Here is a 17,139-nt window from a genome sequence, read left to right on the forward strand (position 1 = left end):
GATGAAGAGGGACAATGAGGCAATGATATAGGAGAAAATATTGGTGCGCGTAGACAATTCATTATGCACAACTGATGATCTAAAACAATCAAAAGCTCGTTTTCACCGCTTTGAGATTGGTCTAACGCAGCAGGCTTTGGGGAGGAGAGCGCAAATGAAGTGGTTCAAACGGGTGTTATTGGGTAGTTTGGTGTTTGTATGTATCATGTTGCTTGGTTTTTGGCTAACGATACAAACAACACCTAATCCTGTGAGTCATTTGGTACGGAAGCAATTTGATACGAGTCAGCAAGGCGATGCGATTTATCCACGCCCAGATTTTTATACGCAAGCCGCACAGCAAGTGTCGGTGGAAAGTGATCTGACGTATCAGTCACAAAATGCCAATAACGTGATGGACATCTATACACCTAATCAGCTGGAGGAACAAGTGCCTATTTTATTCTGGGTTCACGGGGGCGCCTATGTAGGTGGGGACAAAAGAGATTGCAAGGACTATTTGACCATGTTAAGTGCTGAATCAAAGATAATAGTAGTCAATCTGAACTATGAATTGGCGCCTGAAGCAAAATATCCAACGCCAGTTCGCCAATTGAATGAAGCTGTGGCTGCCTTACAAGAGCGTCAGATAACAGCTATTGACTGGGATCATGTGATTTTAGGGGGCGATTCAGCAGGGGCACAGATTGCAAGTGAATATTTGATTTCTCTATCTAATCAAGACCTGCAAAATAGGAATCAACTCACACCAGCTTTAAAAAGTACACAGGTCAAGAACTTTATTTCGCTGTCTGGTTTGCTTGAGCCTGACAAGATTGCTGAAATCGATGACCCCATCTCCAGCTTTTTATTTAAGCAAACGGGCTGGGCTTACTTTGGTCAAAAAGATTTTGCTGACCAAACCGCCATTCAAAATGTTTCGTTGGCAGAACATGCGGATGAATTGACGCAAGCGTTCTTTTTCACCGATGGCAATGAAAAAACATTTACGAAACAAATGAAAGCTACTGTCCAATCACTCCAAAATAAGGGGCTAGCAGTCACGGAAGTATTTTATGAAAAACCAAGCTTAGGACATGAATATCAGTTTGATTTTAGTCAGCCGGAAGCGGAACAAACTTTTCATGCGTTGGTTCGTTTTATCGGGGAGAACAGATGAGTGTTAAGGGAAAATAGAAGAAAATACGTAGTGAAGGGAAAAGTTTGAGTGGATAAATATCAGATAATAAATAAGAATAAAAAGCAATTCTTCTTGGCTGGAGAAGTGCATAATTCATCTGCTTCTTCCATTGAGTATATGGAAAAAATGGTTTGGCGTCGAATCGATCAGCTTGCAATCAACACGTTGCTTATCCCAATTTATTGGGAATTATTTGAACCGCAACAAGGTGTGTTTGATTATTCCTTGTTGGAAAATCATTTAAAAAACGCAGCCGACAAGAAGGTGCAGGTCATATTTTTGTGGTATGGCTTATGGAAAAACGGACTGTCGACCTATGTTCCTCAATGGATGAAAGTAGATGATACTGGGAGATTCATCCGGGTACAAGACAAAAATGGCCATCATTTAGAGAGTTTTACGCCACTTTGTAAAAATAGTACCGAGGCGGATATCGTTGCATTTGGAAAACTTTGTAGCTATCTAGCAGATCACCCACTCAAAGATCATGTCGCCATGATACAAGTCGAAAATGAGTTAGGGTGTCTTCAAACGGATCGGGATTATTCTGATTGTGCACAAAATCAGTATCAAGGAAAGCTACCGACAGTCATCCAAAATGTCTATCCAGAGGCCTTGTTTTGGCACGATATTCCCCATTCACAAGAGTGCTTTATGGCTTATTATTATGCCAAAACAATTGAATCACTTGCAAAATTAGTGGAAAAACATTTAGATATTCCTGTATTTACAAATGTCTGGCTAAAAAAAGTGGGAAAAATGCCAGGAGAATATCCCAGTGGCGGAGCGATTGATACCACCTGGAAGGTATGGAAGGCTGTCGCAAAGTCATTAACTTTTATTGCGCCTGATATCTATGAAGAAGATATTTCAGCCATTCTTTCAGCGTATAGTGATGATCAAAGTTTATTTATTCCAGAAACAAGAATTGATAAAAAATATATTTCAAATATTTTTTATGCCTTTGGCAAAGGGGCGATTGGCTATTCGCCATTTGGCATAGAGGACCTCTTGGCGGATCAAAAAGATCAAAATTATACCTTTCTCAAACAATTAGGGCTTGAGAAGGAAGCATTCAATTGTGAAGATACAAAAGCGTATTTGAACAGAGGGTATGAAATTATTTCAGAATTGACCCCACTCTTGTTGCACCCGAAAGCCGCTGTTTTTTCGTTTAGAAAAGAAAACTGCAATCAATTGATCTTTGAGGATACAGATTATCGTTGGGAAATCAAACTCTTTTCGACTAAGGATATGATTCATTCTGCGGGGATGATCATCAAGCTAGAAGATACCTATTATTGTACAGGCGCAAATATTGCTTTCAATTTAAACTTGCTCCAGCATTCACAGCAAAGAGTAGGCATCTTATCGCTAGAAGAAGGGTATTTTGATTCGGGGGTTTGGCAGAAAACCAGACAACTGAATGGAGATGAGGCTTATTATCCATTTATCGGTGAAGCGTTCAAAATAGTTAAAATGAAGTTATTCAAATACTGATTTGAACTGCTGCGCAACGATGTGTGGGTTGATTTATCAGCTCGGCCTATTGAAAATTTTAGGAAAAAGGAAATAAATCATGTTAAAAAAAATGTTGAAAGTCTTTTTGTATTTTATTTTAGTCTTGCTAAGTATCGCTATGATTGTTGTGATCGCATTTCAAGTATCACCAAGGCCAGGTGCTTATGTAATAAGTAAAATGTTTGATAGTCCTATCGAAATAACTGATCAGACGAGTTACGATCAAGTGAAGGGGCACGTTCAAATCAGTGCCGATAAATCCTATGATTCAGCATTTGCCAATCATACATACGATGTTTATTATCCGAACAATGCAGCAGAACCCGTGCCGGTGTTGATTTGGGTCCACGGCGGTGGATATGTTGGGGGAGATAAAGCGGGTGTCGAGGAGTTTGCTACCAAGATTTCTTCTGATGCTCAGATAGCCGTTGTTGTGATGAATTATGCCCATGCACCAAGTTCTCAGTACCCCAATCAAGTCCTGCAAGTCAATGACTTGGTGAAACAACTACAAAAAGATCAAGACAACCGACTAGATTTGAAGAATATTTTGTTCGGGGGCGATAGTGCCGGCGCACAAATCGCATTGCAATATGTTGCAATTCAAACAAACGAAACATATGCAAAGGAAATGAAGATGGACCCATTCATCGCACCGAATGATATCAAAGGTACCCTGTCGTATTCTGGGCCAGTTGACATGCAACAAATTGCCAATCAAAAATCCAACAATCAATTTATGAAGTTTTTTGTCAATACTGTCGCGTGGTCTTTGTTAGGGACAAAAAATTGGAAAGAGGACGATAGATTGGTACAAGTTAGCCTAACGAACAGCGTCAGCAAGGATTTTCCGCCAACGTATATTACTGATGGAAATGCCTATTCTTTTCAAGATCAAGGAATTGCCTTTGAAAATAAACTCAAATCACTGAATGTGCGGGTTGAAAGTCTGTTTTTCAAAGGGGATGCAAAAGAAATCACACATGAGTATCAATTTGATTATTCTTTACCTGAATCCAAGAAGTGTTACGAACAAAGCGTAGCCTTTATAAAAAGTTTGATCAATAACTAAAGCTTTTTTCTAAGTGGCTTGCGTTTTCATATAAGCAAAAAATCCAGAACAAAGGGGGAGACAACCTGTTCTGGATTTTTTTTCAATTATTTTTGGGGGATGCTGATTGAAGACTGTTGTTGTGACGAACTGACGCTTAGTAATTTGTGGGTAATGACCTGATTGATCTTTGCAAGCAATATTTCCCATTCACCGGGATTCATCAGATTTGTCACCAAAAGCAATTTATCCGTGACGGCAACGTCTTCGTAGCTATCTGTAATAATCAGGTCTGATTGTGTCATATCATCAACAAAAGATATCGCTGATTCAGTATATAAAGTCCGAATCCGTGTCTCGATCGTTTTCTTTGTTCGGTATTGAATCGTTGTTCGTATATAGATTTTGACGTCAGCGCTTTTGAGCATCTGGCTCTCAAGATACAGCAAATGCGCGAAATAAGGCAGTTGTTTTTGGACAAAGAATGTCTTGTCAAAATCAGTAAAGGGATAATGGTTGGCTTTTAAAATCAACAAATCAACAATATCGTTGTATAACTGAACGTCATGATGTTCAGTATCAGCCAAAAGCAAGTCATTATCAAGATGCCATACGTGCATCAGATTGATATCGATCAAAATCGAAAGATTGAAGACAAGAAGACAGCTATTTAAAAGTTGTTCGAATTCAGTTTGAGCCATAGTTGGCGCAAAACGTTGTTGCCAAGTGTGGATCATCCCCACAAAGAAAGTCACCAAGGGGCTATCTGATTGCATAATGGCTGCAGTAATCCGCTTTAACTTTCCTTTATCGACAACAGCGGGAAGAAAAACGTGCAGAAAAAAATTTAAGTATAGATATTCTGCTTGTTTGCAGTCTTTTTTGAGATAAGCAGCATGAATCGGAAGGGTATCTACTATATTTTCAGGTAAAAAAGAATAAAATTGTAACAGTGATTGATATTCTTTTGGAATTGGCGGTAAATATTTTTTTTGGAAGCAACGATGGACAATTGTCTGCCAAAAAGCAAGTAATTTATTTTGGGTTAATTGATCTAACGCATATGGATCAAAAAAATTTAGAAAGGTTTCAGCATCATTCAAGGAGAGCGTGGGCGCGATGAATCGATCCGCTGGTGCGCTTTGTGTCAAGAAACTATATATAAAGATTCGGATGTCGCGTTCGTTCCCTGCAAATTCAATGATCTTATCTTCACTTGTGTTGATCGAAATATGGAATTTTTGGAGGAATTGATTGACTTTCGCCAATAATCGATACACGTGGGATTGGCTGATATGCAAAGCGCTGCATAAATGGTTTAGGGAACTATTGGCATGTCCAATCAAGTATAGAACTAGTTGATATTTGGAAGCGTGTTGCAAGTAATATTCAGTTAATTGCGCATAACATGGTTGCGGCGTTTGTTCTTTTTGGTCCAAATAATATTGGTTATGGATATTTTTCTTTAGTGACACCGTACAGGTGAGAAAGTGTAGATCTTCTTCTAGGGCATAAATATATTTTTGTACACTTTTGCTGGGAATCCCCATGGTTTCAGATAATTCTAAGATAGTACAGCCACTTGTATTACAAATGTGTTTAAAGATGGCCAACTTTTTCTCTTCACTCGTGGATATAAATTCTCGATACACGTTTATTCTCCTATTTTGCGTCAAATTTGCTCTGAATTGCATGCCCTTCGCTGATCAATGTTTATTATACTAATGATAGGTGAGAAGTCAACATCGCCATGAAGGCAAACCAGGACGCTATAATAAAGGGTTCTGCTCATTTTGATAAGACTTTTTCATCAAAAAAATAAGGAGGATATAGCAATATGAGGAAAAAAATGTTGGTTGTAGGGTTAATCAGTTTAGGTTGTTTCATCGCGCCAGTAAATGGATTTGCTGAGGTAGAAAAGACGAGTGATGTAAATTTCTCAATTGATCCAGGAACGTTGAGTCTTGAACAAGTCACATCATTTAGTTTTGGTACAAGTCGTATAGGAGATATTGCGCTTGGTCAGCAAGAACTGGATGCGGCAGCGAACCAAGAGAGTTTGATTTATGACTTTCGCGGCGAAAATGAAAGTGGTTGGCGGTTGACCGCAAAACTTTCAAAACTGACGAATGAAGTGGGTGATGAATTAACTGGACAGGTTCATCTAAAGGGTTCTAAAGGGTCGGAAACTACTGCCGCTTTAGTCAGTGAAGCAGTATTAGAAGCAGGTATCGAAGAGCCAACAGCAATTAGTTCAGCGGATGGGAAGACAGGATTAGGTCCTAACTCCTTTGATTTTTCTGAAACGACGCTAACGATTCCGCAACAAAATGTCAACAGCGGAGAGTATAAAGGAACGATTACTTGGACGTTAGAAGATACTTACCAACCATCTATTTAACGAGGTCAAAAATGAAAAACATGCGACAGAATTGTGTATTTCTTATCTTGTTTATCGTTTATCTTTGTTTCTTTCATGTCGTTGGATATGCTGAAACTACAAAGTTTACAGTCTCCCCTGTTCTTCCCCAAAATCAATTGAACGAGGCGTCTTATTTTGATCTACTTGTAAACAAAGATACAGAACAAGAAATAAAGATTGCACTTCGCAATACTAGTTCTGAAGAACTGACGGTAGCAGCAGATGCACGCAACAGTTACACAACTTCTACCGGTTTGATTGCTTACCAAAAAAAAGCAACAGCTGAGGACTTTTCTGGCGTATCCTTTACTAGATTTGTCACGACACCGCACCAAATCATTTCTTTACAACCGTATGAAGAGCGCATCATTTCATTCATGTTGTCTATGAAGCATACTGAATTTGCTGGAGAGATCTTAGGTGCGTTTTTATTTGAAGAAGTGACAGCATCAGACCAAATGACACCAACAGAATCTGGGACCAATCTTTTATCGGCCTATCAATATCAAATCGGTATCAGAATGCGGCAAAGCGTACAATCTTTGCCCAAGCCTGAATTGTCTTTAATTGCCACAAGCGCTGTCGCACATAGTGGAATGCCAGCGATAAAAAGCAGTATTTCAAACAATCAACCTGTTGCGTTCGGACAAATTTCTGTACGATCGATCATTCGAAAAAAAAATAACGATACCATTATTGGTCGTTTTCGTGCGGATAACTACCAGTTTGCCCCTCATTCGGTCTTGGAGCTCTTCACGGACTTTGATCAGCAGGCATTAGAGGTTGGGACATATACGACTTGGGTCGAACTGACTTCGAAACAAGGGACTTGGGTATTTGAGGATACAGTGGAAATAGATCGACAATTGCGGCGATCGATCAATGAAGAAACACGGTATGCCGCAACCAATCGAAAAGAACAAGTCCGCTACTATGTCTTGCTGTTCATCATCATCATTCTGATGTCAATTATTTTATGGTTGGTTTTTGCACGACGTAAAAGAGCGATTGATGAAAGTGAGCAGATCGAATGAATGAACGGAGATATTTTTTGGTGGAAGCGTTGATTGCGCTACTGCATGTCTGGTTACTATTTGCGGGATCAGACGTTTTTGCAGCAGTCGTTCCTCCTGATTTTGACACATTGCCTATTGATGAAACAATGATTTCTAGCGTAGGGAATGCTGGAGCACCTTTTGGGCAGGAAGGATTTCAGTATGTGCAGATAAATGATACATCTACAAATTCTAGCGGAGCAGTTTGGTTCAACAATCCTATCACATTTACCAAGGATTTTCGCTTAGAAATGGCTATTTATATTGATGATACGGCAAATGATAGCGATGGCTTGGCTTTTGTCATGCAAAGCAGCGGACTTTCAGCACTTGCAGAACAAACTGGATCGACAATTGGAACTTGGGCGAATGTCGAGGGCACGACGCCCTTAAATAAAGGTGCGATAATGCAAAGTCTGGCTATCGAGTTTGATACCTATCATAACAACAATAGCAGCGTGCTAAGTGGTGATCATCTATTGGACATGGAGGTTGTTCCTGATGGCGACCATATTGCTTGGGCTTTTGCGGGCGCGAATGCATCTTATTCAACAGAGGGATGGTTTGGTGAAAATAAAGTGCTGCACCATCAAGACCCAGTCGCAGGACTTGAGATTTCCGATGCGAAGTGGCATTCGTTTATTGTGTCATATGATCAAAGCAATCAGGCATTACAATATCTGGTACCTGATTTCAATATCGATGTAACGATCCCTGTAGATGATATGTTTAAAGAACATCTCGATCTAGCGAATCATGCTCCGGTTTATTTTGGGTTCACTGGCGCAAACGGCGGGTATGCACAAGATAAGGCCGTGGCGTTCATTGATGTGGAAGGACTGGTAGAGATTGATTTACGCACAGGTGTTTTTCAAAGTGGATCTGAACAGTTGATTTTGGATACGGGTATGTCTGCCAATGAAGTGGTGGCGGTAGGGGCAAACGAAGCACTCACCTACGCTACGTACATTGGCTACAAAGAAAGCAGTGATTTAACCTCTCTCAAAGCAGGTATCAAGGTGAGTATGACGCTTCCGGAAAGTTTGACCCTCGTTGACGATATCGTCTATTTTGGAAGGGCATCTGAAGTTATGGGGGCAGGTATTCCAGCAGGTGGATCTCCATGTGCCTTTCAAAGAGTGGGAGACCAAATAGCGGTCATTCTTCCAGAGTTGGAAAAAGGCGAAGATTACATGCTCTATTTTTCTGTCAGGTATCATAGGGTACCTGTGGACGAAAATATTGAGGATAACATCCCTGTGGAGACGATTTTTGAAGGTAATGCATTTGTATCAAGAATTTTGACGAGTCAAGGTGATCCCCCTGCCTATGTTTTTACAGGTGCCTTTCCACCTGTCCTAACCTCAGGCGCACCCACATTGTCAGAAGCAAAGGAAACAATGTCGATTGTCCGACAAAAACGTCATTTTTATACGGATATTTCATTTGAGGATCAAAATTCTACCAGCGCTGGCTTATTTATCAGTGAATTTTTCTCCGAAGATTCGAACATAGATACGCTTGCCTTCACTGAAGTGGCAGCAATTGAGCGGGCCAATTTAGAGGACACGTTTCAATATACTTTAGAAATCGAAACGACTTCCCTTGTACCAAGTACACTTTATTATTTAGCTGCGTATGTCGTTGATAGAGAAGGGAATCCCTCAAAAATCCATTATTTTGGTATTGATTTTAGAGGCATTATCCAGCTAGAAAGTGTTCCTGAAGCACTGGTAGGCACAGCTATAACCATCAATGACCTTGCACGTTCGGCAGCAGATGATGGGTATGCGGATGTAAAAGTACTTGCGGAAGGATCAAAATCGCTTCTGAAAGTAAGCAACACGAGTGAAGGTACGTGGACATTGACCGGACAAATGGCAGACTTTAGTAGCTTACCGGCTTTGACGCAAGACATTCAATTGGTTCTGTATGACAAAGCCAATCATACGTTGGTGTGTACGATTGATTCTGAAGAAAAAATCATTTTTGAACAGCCCCCGCATGGTGACGCGAACTTTTCTTTAGATTTGAGCCAGTACGATTGTTACTTGAGGTTTGTACCTGATTTTGAGCAAATAACAGCCGGTTCGTATCAAGGTAAGATAAATTGGCGCTTACAAACGACTTTAATGGATGGATAGGTGTAGGTATTTTTCTTCTCTAGTAGGTCGCTTTCCATCTGCACTTTTTATATCAACAAAACAGACACCTGCAAACGGCGCTTCTTGCGTTGACCGTTTGCAGGTGTCTCATTTATTGGATGTGGAAATGTGCCTTTATTTTAGCTGCTTGCGTTGCTATAGATAAGGGGCAATTCGCTCTTCATTGCCTTGCCTTTCGGGGTTCCGTTGTTGTTCTGCTTGTGCAATACCTTCAATAATCATTGAGAGGGTTGTTTGTTTCATATCGTCTTCGACTTTTTTCTGCCAAGTATCATACGTTTGATTCAGCACAGTTTGGATATTTCCGCCGATTAGACAAGCAGGTTCTGTTGTTTCATCTACATGGAAGATTTTTTCTTCAGGCGCCACGCTTTTATAGATATCGTATAGAGTAATTGTGTCTGGACGTCGCGCCAATTTAGGCTCTGCCTTGCCGTTTTTACTTATGATCAACCCAGACTTCTTGAGTTGGCTCATAATTTTGCGAACGGAGACAGGATTTGTCGTAACACTTAATGCGATGGTATCACTGGATAGATCAGTTCCTTGATACATCTCGATATAACTCATAATATGAATGGCATCGCTGAATTTGACAGAATGCTTCAAATCAATCTACTCCTTTTTTATGCTTTGACAGTAGTATACCACAATCAAGCAAACCTGTAACTTTTTTTGATACAGCAGTTGACAAATGGTCAAATGAGGATTATCCTTTAGGTGTAATAATAAAAAGAACAGCTTGGTGCACACAATCAGCGACAAGCACAAAAAAGGAGCGAATATCAATGAATTATTTAATAACTGGAGCAACTGGTGGATTAGCGCAACATGTCTTGGAACAATTAACAGACGTTGTGCCAAATGCATCCATTCATCTGCTTGTACACAATGCAGCGAAGGCCGAAGCATTCAAAGCCGCTGGCTATACCGTTCATGTGGGTGACTATCTGGACTACGACACATTGACGGATGCTTTCACTGGTATCGACCGTCTACTCTTTATCTCTTCTTCAGTCATTGAAAACCGTCAAACCCAACACCAAAATGTTGTTCGCGCTGCAAAAGAAGCAGGGGTGTCCTATATTGCTTATACAAGCTTTGCCAATGCAGCAGAAGCTGCTAAGTCTAATCAGCTAGCCAAAGACCATGCGTTTACTGAACAAGCCATCAGTCAATCAGGGATTGCCCATACATTTTTGCGCAATAATTGGTATTTGGAAAATGAACTACCTGTGATAAACGCTGCAATCGCCTCTGGCAACTTTATTTATACAGCGGATAAAGGTAAAACAGGTTGGGCTTTGAAACGGGAATACGCTGAAGCAGCGGCTAAAGTGCTCGTGGATCCGACATCATATAAAGATGTTCTTGAATTGTCTGGGCGGCCATTGACGTATGCTCAATTAGGTCAAGCCCTCAAGGAAGCGACAGCAAAAGACCTTGCTTTGGTCCATGGCACAGAGGAAGCTTTTATGGCCCAATTTACAGATAATGGTTTGCCACAATCAGTTGCAGCCTTGTTTTTAAGCTTTCAACAAGCCATTGATTCAGATGTATTGAATCAGACAAATAGCGATTTTGAAACAGTTTTAGGAAAAGAGTTAACCCCCTTAGCGCAAGCCATTCAAGAATTGCTTGCTACAGAAGGATAAACGATCGATGATAAAGCGTGCGCGTGAACTGACGTGACTTTTTCCTAGATAAGGACTACTCTAGATGATGGATCGCATCAAGGGCTTCTTTTTTGGTCGAATACATCTACTAAAGACACTTTCCATTTGAATAGGCTCTTCCTATATAGAACATTTATATAGGATGAGCCTATTCATTTTTGCGGTAAGTGATTTTTTTGCGCCTTTGATTAGATGATTTGTGATCAGGACGCTATGACTTGCAGGAAAAGGATGAAAAAGTTTTGCTTATAAGAATTCCGCTTGTTGAAATGGATGTTTATCAATCATGACCTGTGAAGTTTGCACACCACTTTGGCGCAAAAGGGCAATATTTTGTCTCAAAAAATCATCGCTGCCCACGATATAGTAACGGGCCTCTGTATCTCCGGCCAACGCTTTCGCTCTATCATAGTAAGCTGCGCGGCTGTTTACGTATTCAACGGTTAAATTCTTTTCAGGGACTGTTTTGAAATGATCGGTAAACAAATAATCTCCTGTTGAATCGACATTTAATGCATGCACTGCAGGAATGTCTGTTACGTCTGCTAAGAAGTCCAACAACAATGGACGTAATGTAGCAAGTGCGACACCAGATGAAAAGAAATAGAGTTTTTGGTTTGTACGAGTTAAAGGCATATTGCTGCTTGTACCAAATAGTGCGACATCATCACCAATCGCGAGGTCACGCAACACTTGTTTGTAGCGAGAGCAGTTGTTTTTGATGCGGGTGGTGATCGCAATGGTTCCTTCGTTAGGTAAGCTGGCGATCGACATGTGGCGAACCAATCCTCGATCTGGTTTTTCGCCATCGTTGAATCCTTTCATCGCAAAATGGGTATGTGCACCTCCTGACCAAGTAAAGTCGGTCAGGGTATCGTCCCATTTTAGATAAAATGTTTTGATTTCTGGTGTTTCCTCAATAATATCTTCAACGGTTGTCCAATAAATGTTCATTGATTTCTCCTTTCGTGGTACCAAGTAGCCATCTGATGGCAAGCAAGAAATGTTTGGTGAAAAAGAACACATCGTGTGTACCTTCTGCACAAGTATCAAATCTAGCTGTCTCAGTGGTGAAGCCTTCCTCTCGCAAGATCGCAAAAGCTTTTTTTGATTGTTCAACCATCGATTGCTGCGGGCCTTGTCGATAGATTCCTTCAAGTTCTCCTACGTATCCATACAGTTTGTGGTTTGTCCGGTCTATGTGCGGTTTTTGATAGACCGTCTGTTCTTTCACAAGTTTTTCTCCTGATAAAAAAGGGATAAGGTCTTCAAACCAAAAGGAAGCAGATAAGAGAATGTAGTTGCCAAAAATGTCAGGAAAATAATAAGAAGCAAAGAGCGTGACAAGACCTCCATACGAACAACCGCCAATCGTTGTATCTGCAGCTTGCGGTTTTGTTGCATAATGTGTATCGATATACGGCTTTATCTCCGTAGCTAATGTGGTTAAATAAGCTTTCGCATGACCACCAAGTCTCGGTGTATCTGGCAAGAGGGAATCTGCTGGCCATGGTGTATAATCATCGTTGCGATTTATTGGCTCGACCCCGATCAAGATGAAGGGGTTGATTTGTTTGCTCACTATCAAGTGTTCCAGATAATTGAGCGCTTGTTTGGCACCGTTGCCGCCATCATGCATATAGACTGTGGGGTAGCGTTTCGTTTTTGTGTAGCCAATAGGCAAGACGATGGTTACTTTGTATTGGCTTATTTCTGTATAGCAAAATTCCAAATAGGACACACCTCCATGCTCGAGATACCCATAGTACGTTGAAACGTATGCGTTCTCATCTAATTGATAATCGTTATCAATTAGATTATAGTATAAAACCTGTTGGATTGGTATAGTAGAAAGCAACTTAAAAGAAGAAAGGCGCGTACTTTTCGATCATTGGCCACTATTGGTATCCTCTGTACCTATTTGAACTCCACTGCAGCTTAAAGGACAGTGACTTATTACAGGACCATGATGTGGTATGATATTCTTAAGTAGTATCTGAAAGCGCTGAGGCAAGGAGGATAAGATGGAGACAAAGAAAACAACAAGCGGTCGGCTAAAAATTTATTTTAGTTATGCGCAAGAGGTAGATAAAATGCTGCCGCTTCTGATCGATGCCAAGTTACTGGCTGAAAAAGGAAAAAAGGTAGTCATAGGTGCTTTATCATCTGCGGACCTTTACCAGCAACTTGTACTAGATGATATTCCTTGGATATCCTCTACGGCGGAGGGCTTGCCGATTGCCGCTATTTTATCTGAACAGCCGGAAATCGTGGTAATAGAAAATTTAGCGTTTTTGAACCCAAATTCGGTAAGAAATCAGTACCGTTACCAAGACATCCAAGAATTGTTGTTGTCTGGGGTAGATGTTTTTACCACCTTGGATGTGGGAGAGTTGGAAAGTCTGCGGCCTATCATCAGTCAATTGCAGCATCATGCGCCGCAAACGATTCCTGATTTTCTATTTGACGAGGCAGATCAAATTGAATTTGTGGACATGGCACCAGAGGGCTCATTACATCCTGATCAAGATGCCGCTACTTTTGAAGTAAAAGAAAAACGTCAGCATTTAGATGCATTGAGAGCACTGGCTTTGAGAAAAGTCACTGATCATATCAGCAAAAAGACAGCGCCCACCATTCTTCGAGCACCAGAACATGTACTGGTTTGCTTGTCTCCATCACCAAGCAATCAACAAGTCATTCGTTCGGCAGCTAGGATCGCGAAAGCCATAGAGGCCAAATTTTCTGCCCTGTATGTGGATGCATCAAAGGACAAACAGCAACCGGGATTAAATGAAAACATTCGTTTGGCAGAGGCACTCGGCGCGAAGGTGACGATCCTTTATGAAGAGGATGTTGCCAATCAAATAATGGCCTATGCGAAAGTCAGTCATGTCACTAAAATTGTGATTGGCAAATCCTCTAGAATCAATCAGCGGCGTCAAAATCGTATCGAAAAATTGGTTGAATACGCTTCTGATATTGACATCTTTATTATTCCTACGGCGCAAGTGAAAAAAAACAGGATCGAAAAATTATTGCCAAGCCCTGTATTTTCTTGGCGGGACACATGTACGACTGTGGCTATTCTTATCATCTGCGCGTTGATTGGCTGGGTCTTCCATGAGGTTCATATCGATGATGCCAATATTATTACCATTTTCATACTCGGCGTACAAGTCAATGCGATTTTAACAAAAGGCTATTTCTACAGTGTGGTGTCTTCGATTTTAAGTGTACTGGTGTTTAATTTTCTCTTTATTGAACCGATTTTTGCATTGGAATGGGTACGATCAGGGTATCCTATCACGTTTATTATCATGTTGATCGCTGCGTTGATTACGAGTTCTTTGACAAAACGAATCAAAAATCAAGGACATAAAAATGCGCAAAAAGCATATCGTACGGAAGTTTTATTAGAGACAAACCAAAAGTTGCAGCAAACGGACAATCGATCTGCTGTATTGCAAGAAACAGCCCAATATTTAAAAAAGCTGGTGCAACGCAGTATTGTTTATTATCCAGTCATAGACAATGTTCTGCAAGAGCCGCATGTTTTGCCGATCTCAGATGATGCACAGTCAGTTGCTGATTATCTGCAATTGGAAGAAGAATCGATCGTCCGCTGGGTCACAAAATACCGGAAAGAAGGAGGAGCGGCTACGAGCGTTTTTACGAAAGCCAAGTATACCTACTTTCCAGTACATAATTATCAAGATATTTATGCGGTGATCGGTATTGAGATGGAAGAGGAATTGGAATTTTTCGAAAAGAGTATTGTTTTGTCTATTCTTGGTGAATGTGCATTGGCTATCGAAAAAGCACAATTGCGATCAGAGCAGCAAGAGGCAGCTTCAACTATTGAAAAAGAACACTTGCGCAGCAATTTATTGCGGGCGATTTCTCATGATTTGCGTACGCCGTTAACAAGTATCTCTGGCAATGCCAAACTATTGATCGAAGATCATGCTGTTTTGACCGAGCTGCAACAAAGAGCGGCAATCGTCAATATCTATGAGGATTCTTTATGGCTCAATCATTTGGTGGAAAATGTCTTAGCAATGACAAAAATCGAAAATGATACACTTGCGCTGCATTTGGAAACGCATGTAATAGATGATATTGTCTACGAAGCCATTCAACATATCGATCCTCAGATCGAGCAGCATCAGTTGGCACTTGCATTGAGTGATGATATTTTGGCTGCTAAAATGGATCCTCATTTGATGAGCCAAGTACTTGTGAATTTTTTGAATAATGCAATCAAGTATACCCAAAAATCATCAGTCATCACTATCAAAACAGAGAGAAAACAAGATGCACTATTTGTCTCGGTGATTGATAATGGACCAGGGGTGCCCAAAACGGAGTTAGGTAATATTTTCCAACAATTTTATACGGCCGAAAATATTGTGTCGGATGGCCGTCGCGGGTTGGGGTTAGGACTATCTTTATGCAAAAGTATCGTTGAAGCCCACCAAGGACAAATATTCGCGGCACAAAATAAACCCACAGGTTTGATTGTCGGGTTTCAACTACCAATTGTGGAGGTTTCGTTAAATGAATGATGTAATGATTTTAGTCGTTGAGGATGATCCATCCATTCAACGGTTGATAGCAGTGGCACTTGAGACACAGAATTACCGTTACCAAATGGTCAGTACAGGGAAAATGGCTGTTCAAGACGTGCTTTCACACAGACCCGATTTAATTATATTGGATTTAGGTCTCCCAGATATGGAAGGTGTGGCTATCATTGAATCGGTCAGGGGATGGTCATCTGTCCCCATTATCGTGGTCAGTGCCCGCAGTGATGATAAAGACAAGATACGTGCCTTAGATGCTGGTGCTGATGATTACTTGACTAAACCGTTTAGTGTCGATGAATTACTCGCACGCATACGGGTTGGATTAAGAAGGGTAAAGAGTGGGTTAAATCCGCAAGAAGATCCTGTTTATGTGAATGGACGTTTAAAAATTGATTATGCCGCCAATTTGGTCTATGTGGCGGATAAAAAAATACATTTAACACCGATCGAGTACAAATTGTTGTGTCTTTTGGCGAAGCATACTGGAAAAGTATTGACCTATCATTTTATCTTGAAAGAGGTTTGGGGGATCTATGATAATGATTCTTCGGCACTAAGGGTCTTTATGACGACCTTGCGTAAAAAAATCGAAGCAGATCCTGCCAACCCAACTGTCCTCCAGACCCATGTGGGGGTTGGTTATCGGATGGTGAACGTTCACGAAGAAAAATAGCAGAGAATTAGACGTGGTTTTCTTCATACATTCTGTCAAAACGACTATCTTAACAACATCTTAACAGTATCTGGAAAATGCTAGCAAGATATTAACAACTTTCTTGGTAAAGTAGAAACAAGAAAGAATAAGGGAGGTCGTCTTTTGACAGCACATCAAGATGTAATGTTTTACATGAATGACCATCATGAATCAGACAAAGAGAGCCATAACCAAATCAATCGATCAAAAAAAGCCCAATCGGCTGACCAACAGCTCTTAAATGCATGCGAGTCTGTTGAGAAACTATTCACAGTTGGAGACAATAAGATCGATATAGTACAATTTCAAGTACCTGCGGCTTTTTCTGGTCGTCGGTTACGTGATCTTTACCCAGCCAATTTATGGCGGGTATTTGTGATCAAGCGCAAAGGACAGGGCTTTATTCCTGCATTGACCACCTTTTTAGAACACAATGATATCGTCTATTGTGCCATGGTACGTGATAACGAATAAGCCAGAGTCGTCTAAATAAGTCCTTCCCAATCGATTGATCAAAGAGGAGACAGCCATACAAAAAGCACTGCAGCCCAAAAATAGCTGCAGTGCTTTTTTTGTATGCCTAATCAAGGACTGTCTTGGCGTGTTCGGTCTTGATTGCTAAATGAAATAAGGCAAGGCATGTCATTGTCTGATACGTGCCTGTGGAAAGAAAAAACGATTTTAACAACTTCTTAACAGAATTGCTTAAACCTTCACAGCATCTTAATAGCGCTGGTGATAGACTCGAATCAAGTTAAGGAAACGGCTGCTTTGTTTCAAAGCAGC

Annotated in this window: 14 protein-coding genes; 10 read left to right on the plus strand and 4 right to left on the minus strand. The window is 40.7% G+C overall.

The window, feature by feature from the left end:
• Nucleotides 1–154: 154 nt before the first annotated feature.
• The 3 genes from IGI41_RS04785 (at nt 155) to IGI41_RS04795 (ending at nt 3,773) form a co-directional block, all read left to right on the plus strand.
• On the plus strand, nt 155–1,159 hold the full coding sequence (locus IGI41_RS04785; protein ID WP_430611744.1) for an alpha/beta hydrolase: 1,005 nt from the start codon (nt 155–157) through the stop codon (nt 1,157–1,159).
• A 48-nt stretch (nt 1,160–1,207) separates the two neighbouring features.
• Entirely contained in the window at nt 1,208–2,680 is a 1,473-nt protein-coding gene (locus tag IGI41_RS04790; protein WP_430611746.1) for a DUF5597 domain-containing protein, read from the plus strand.
• 79 nt (nt 2,681–2,759) lie between these two features.
• On the plus strand, nt 2,760–3,773 hold the full coding sequence (locus tag IGI41_RS04795; RefSeq protein WP_430611748.1) for an alpha/beta hydrolase: 1,014 nt from the start codon (nt 2,760–2,762) through the stop codon (nt 3,771–3,773).
• 86 nt (nt 3,774–3,859) lie between these two features.
• Here the strand turns inward: IGI41_RS04795 and IGI41_RS04800 are convergent, their stop codons facing one another.
• Nucleotides 3,860–5,404 carry a helix-turn-helix domain-containing protein gene (locus IGI41_RS04800; RefSeq protein ID WP_430611750.1) on the minus strand — a complete coding sequence of 515 codons (1,545 nt, stop codon included), beginning with the start codon at nt 5,402–5,404 and terminating at the stop codon, nt 3,860–3,862.
• Nucleotides 5,405–5,589: 185 nt separating this feature from the next.
• Between IGI41_RS04800 and IGI41_RS04805 the strand changes: the two genes are divergently transcribed.
• Genes IGI41_RS04805 through IGI41_RS04815 form a run of 3 tightly spaced genes read left to right on the plus strand, consistent with a single transcriptional unit; the run spans nt 5,590 to nt 9,373 of the window.
• Complete coding sequence (locus tag IGI41_RS04805) at nt 5,590–6,153, plus strand: WxL domain-containing protein (protein WP_430611752.1); 564 nt, start codon at nt 5,590–5,592, stop codon at nt 6,151–6,153.
• Nucleotides 6,154–6,164: 11 nt separating this feature from the next.
• On the plus strand, nt 6,165–7,208 hold the full coding sequence (locus IGI41_RS04810; protein WP_430611754.1) for a DUF916 and DUF3324 domain-containing protein: 1,044 nt from the start codon (nt 6,165–6,167) through the stop codon (nt 7,206–7,208).
• Complete coding sequence (locus IGI41_RS04815) at nt 7,205–9,373, plus strand: lectin-like domain-containing protein (protein WP_430611756.1); 2,169 nt, start codon at nt 7,205–7,207, stop codon at nt 9,371–9,373. The genes IGI41_RS04810 and IGI41_RS04815 overlap by 4 nt, the downstream gene beginning before the upstream one ends.
• 156 nt (nt 9,374–9,529) lie before the next feature.
• On the opposite strand, the gene IGI41_RS04820 is transcribed toward IGI41_RS04815, so the two are convergent.
• The gene (locus tag IGI41_RS04820) at nt 9,530–10,003 is read right to left on the minus strand and encodes an Rrf2 family transcriptional regulator (protein ID WP_430611758.1); all 474 of its coding nucleotides are present in this window, start codon (nt 10,001–10,003) and stop codon (nt 9,530–9,532) included.
• A 179-nt stretch (nt 10,004–10,182) separates the two neighbouring features.
• Between IGI41_RS04820 and IGI41_RS04825 the strand changes: the two genes are divergently transcribed.
• Nucleotides 10,183–11,049 (plus strand): SDR family oxidoreductase, encoded by an 867-nt coding sequence (locus tag IGI41_RS04825; RefSeq protein WP_430611760.1) that lies wholly within the window; start codon nt 10,183–10,185, stop codon nt 11,047–11,049.
• A gap of 267 nt (nt 11,050–11,316) precedes the next feature.
• Here IGI41_RS04825 and IGI41_RS04830 read toward each other — a convergent pair whose 3' ends face one another.
• Complete coding sequence (locus IGI41_RS04830; RefSeq protein ID WP_430611762.1) at nt 11,317–12,024, minus strand: ferredoxin--NADP reductase; 708 nt, start codon at nt 12,022–12,024, stop codon at nt 11,317–11,319.
• The gene (locus IGI41_RS04835; protein WP_430611764.1) at nt 11,999–12,811 is read right to left on the minus strand and encodes an alpha/beta hydrolase; all 813 of its coding nucleotides are present in this window, start codon (nt 12,809–12,811) and stop codon (nt 11,999–12,001) included. Before IGI41_RS04835 ends, IGI41_RS04830 begins: the two co-directional genes overlap by 26 nt.
• 283 nt (nt 12,812–13,094) lie before the next feature.
• Between IGI41_RS04835 and IGI41_RS04840 the strand changes: the two genes are divergently transcribed.
• From IGI41_RS04840 to IGI41_RS04850, 3 genes are all read left to right on the plus strand, one after another.
• On the plus strand, nt 13,095–15,638 hold the full coding sequence (locus IGI41_RS04840; RefSeq protein ID WP_430611766.1) for a DUF4118 domain-containing protein: 2,544 nt from the start codon (nt 13,095–13,097) through the stop codon (nt 15,636–15,638).
• Nucleotides 15,631–16,332 (plus strand): response regulator, encoded by a 702-nt coding sequence (locus tag IGI41_RS04845; protein ID WP_430611768.1) that lies wholly within the window; start codon nt 15,631–15,633, stop codon nt 16,330–16,332. The genes IGI41_RS04840 and IGI41_RS04845 overlap by 8 nt, the downstream gene beginning before the upstream one ends.
• Before the next feature lie 144 nt (nt 16,333–16,476).
• Nucleotides 16,477–16,827 (plus strand): hypothetical protein, encoded by a 351-nt coding sequence (locus tag IGI41_RS04850; protein WP_430611770.1) that lies wholly within the window; start codon nt 16,477–16,479, stop codon nt 16,825–16,827.
• Nucleotides 16,828–17,139: the final 312 nt, after the last annotated feature.

Source organism: Enterococcus sp. DIV0876 (assembly GCF_050529585.1).
GTDB lineage: Bacteria > Bacillota > Bacilli > Lactobacillales > Enterococcaceae > Enterococcus_D.

Bases quoted from the DNA above. Each gene is read 5' to 3' on its own strand.
- IGI41_RS04785 (WP_430611744.1), top strand. From the start codon at position 155: ATGAAGTGGTTCAAACGGGTGTTATTGGGTAGTTTGGTGTTTGTATGT.
- IGI41_RS04795 (WP_430611748.1), top strand. From the start codon at position 2,760: ATGTTAAAAAAAATGTTGAAAGTCTTTTTGTATTTTATTTTAGTCTTG.
- IGI41_RS04805 (WP_430611752.1), top strand. From the start codon at position 5,590: ATGAGGAAAAAAATGTTGGTTGTAGGGTTAATCAGTTTAGGTTGTTTC.
- IGI41_RS04810 (WP_430611754.1), top strand. From the start codon at position 6,165: ATGAAAAACATGCGACAGAATTGTGTATTTCTTATCTTGTTTATCGTT.
- IGI41_RS04815 (WP_430611756.1), top strand. From the start codon at position 7,205: ATGAATGAACGGAGATATTTTTTGGTGGAAGCGTTGATTGCGCTACTG.
- IGI41_RS04825 (WP_430611760.1), top strand. From the start codon at position 10,183: ATGAATTATTTAATAACTGGAGCAACTGGTGGATTAGCGCAACATGTC.
- IGI41_RS04830 (WP_430611762.1), bottom strand. From the start codon at position 12,024: ATGAACATTTATTGGACAACCGTTGAAGATATTATTGAGGAAACACCA.
- IGI41_RS04840 (WP_430611766.1), top strand. From the start codon at position 13,095: ATGGAGACAAAGAAAACAACAAGCGGTCGGCTAAAAATTTATTTTAGT.
- IGI41_RS04845 (WP_430611768.1), top strand. From the start codon at position 15,631: ATGAATGATGTAATGATTTTAGTCGTTGAGGATGATCCATCCATTCAA.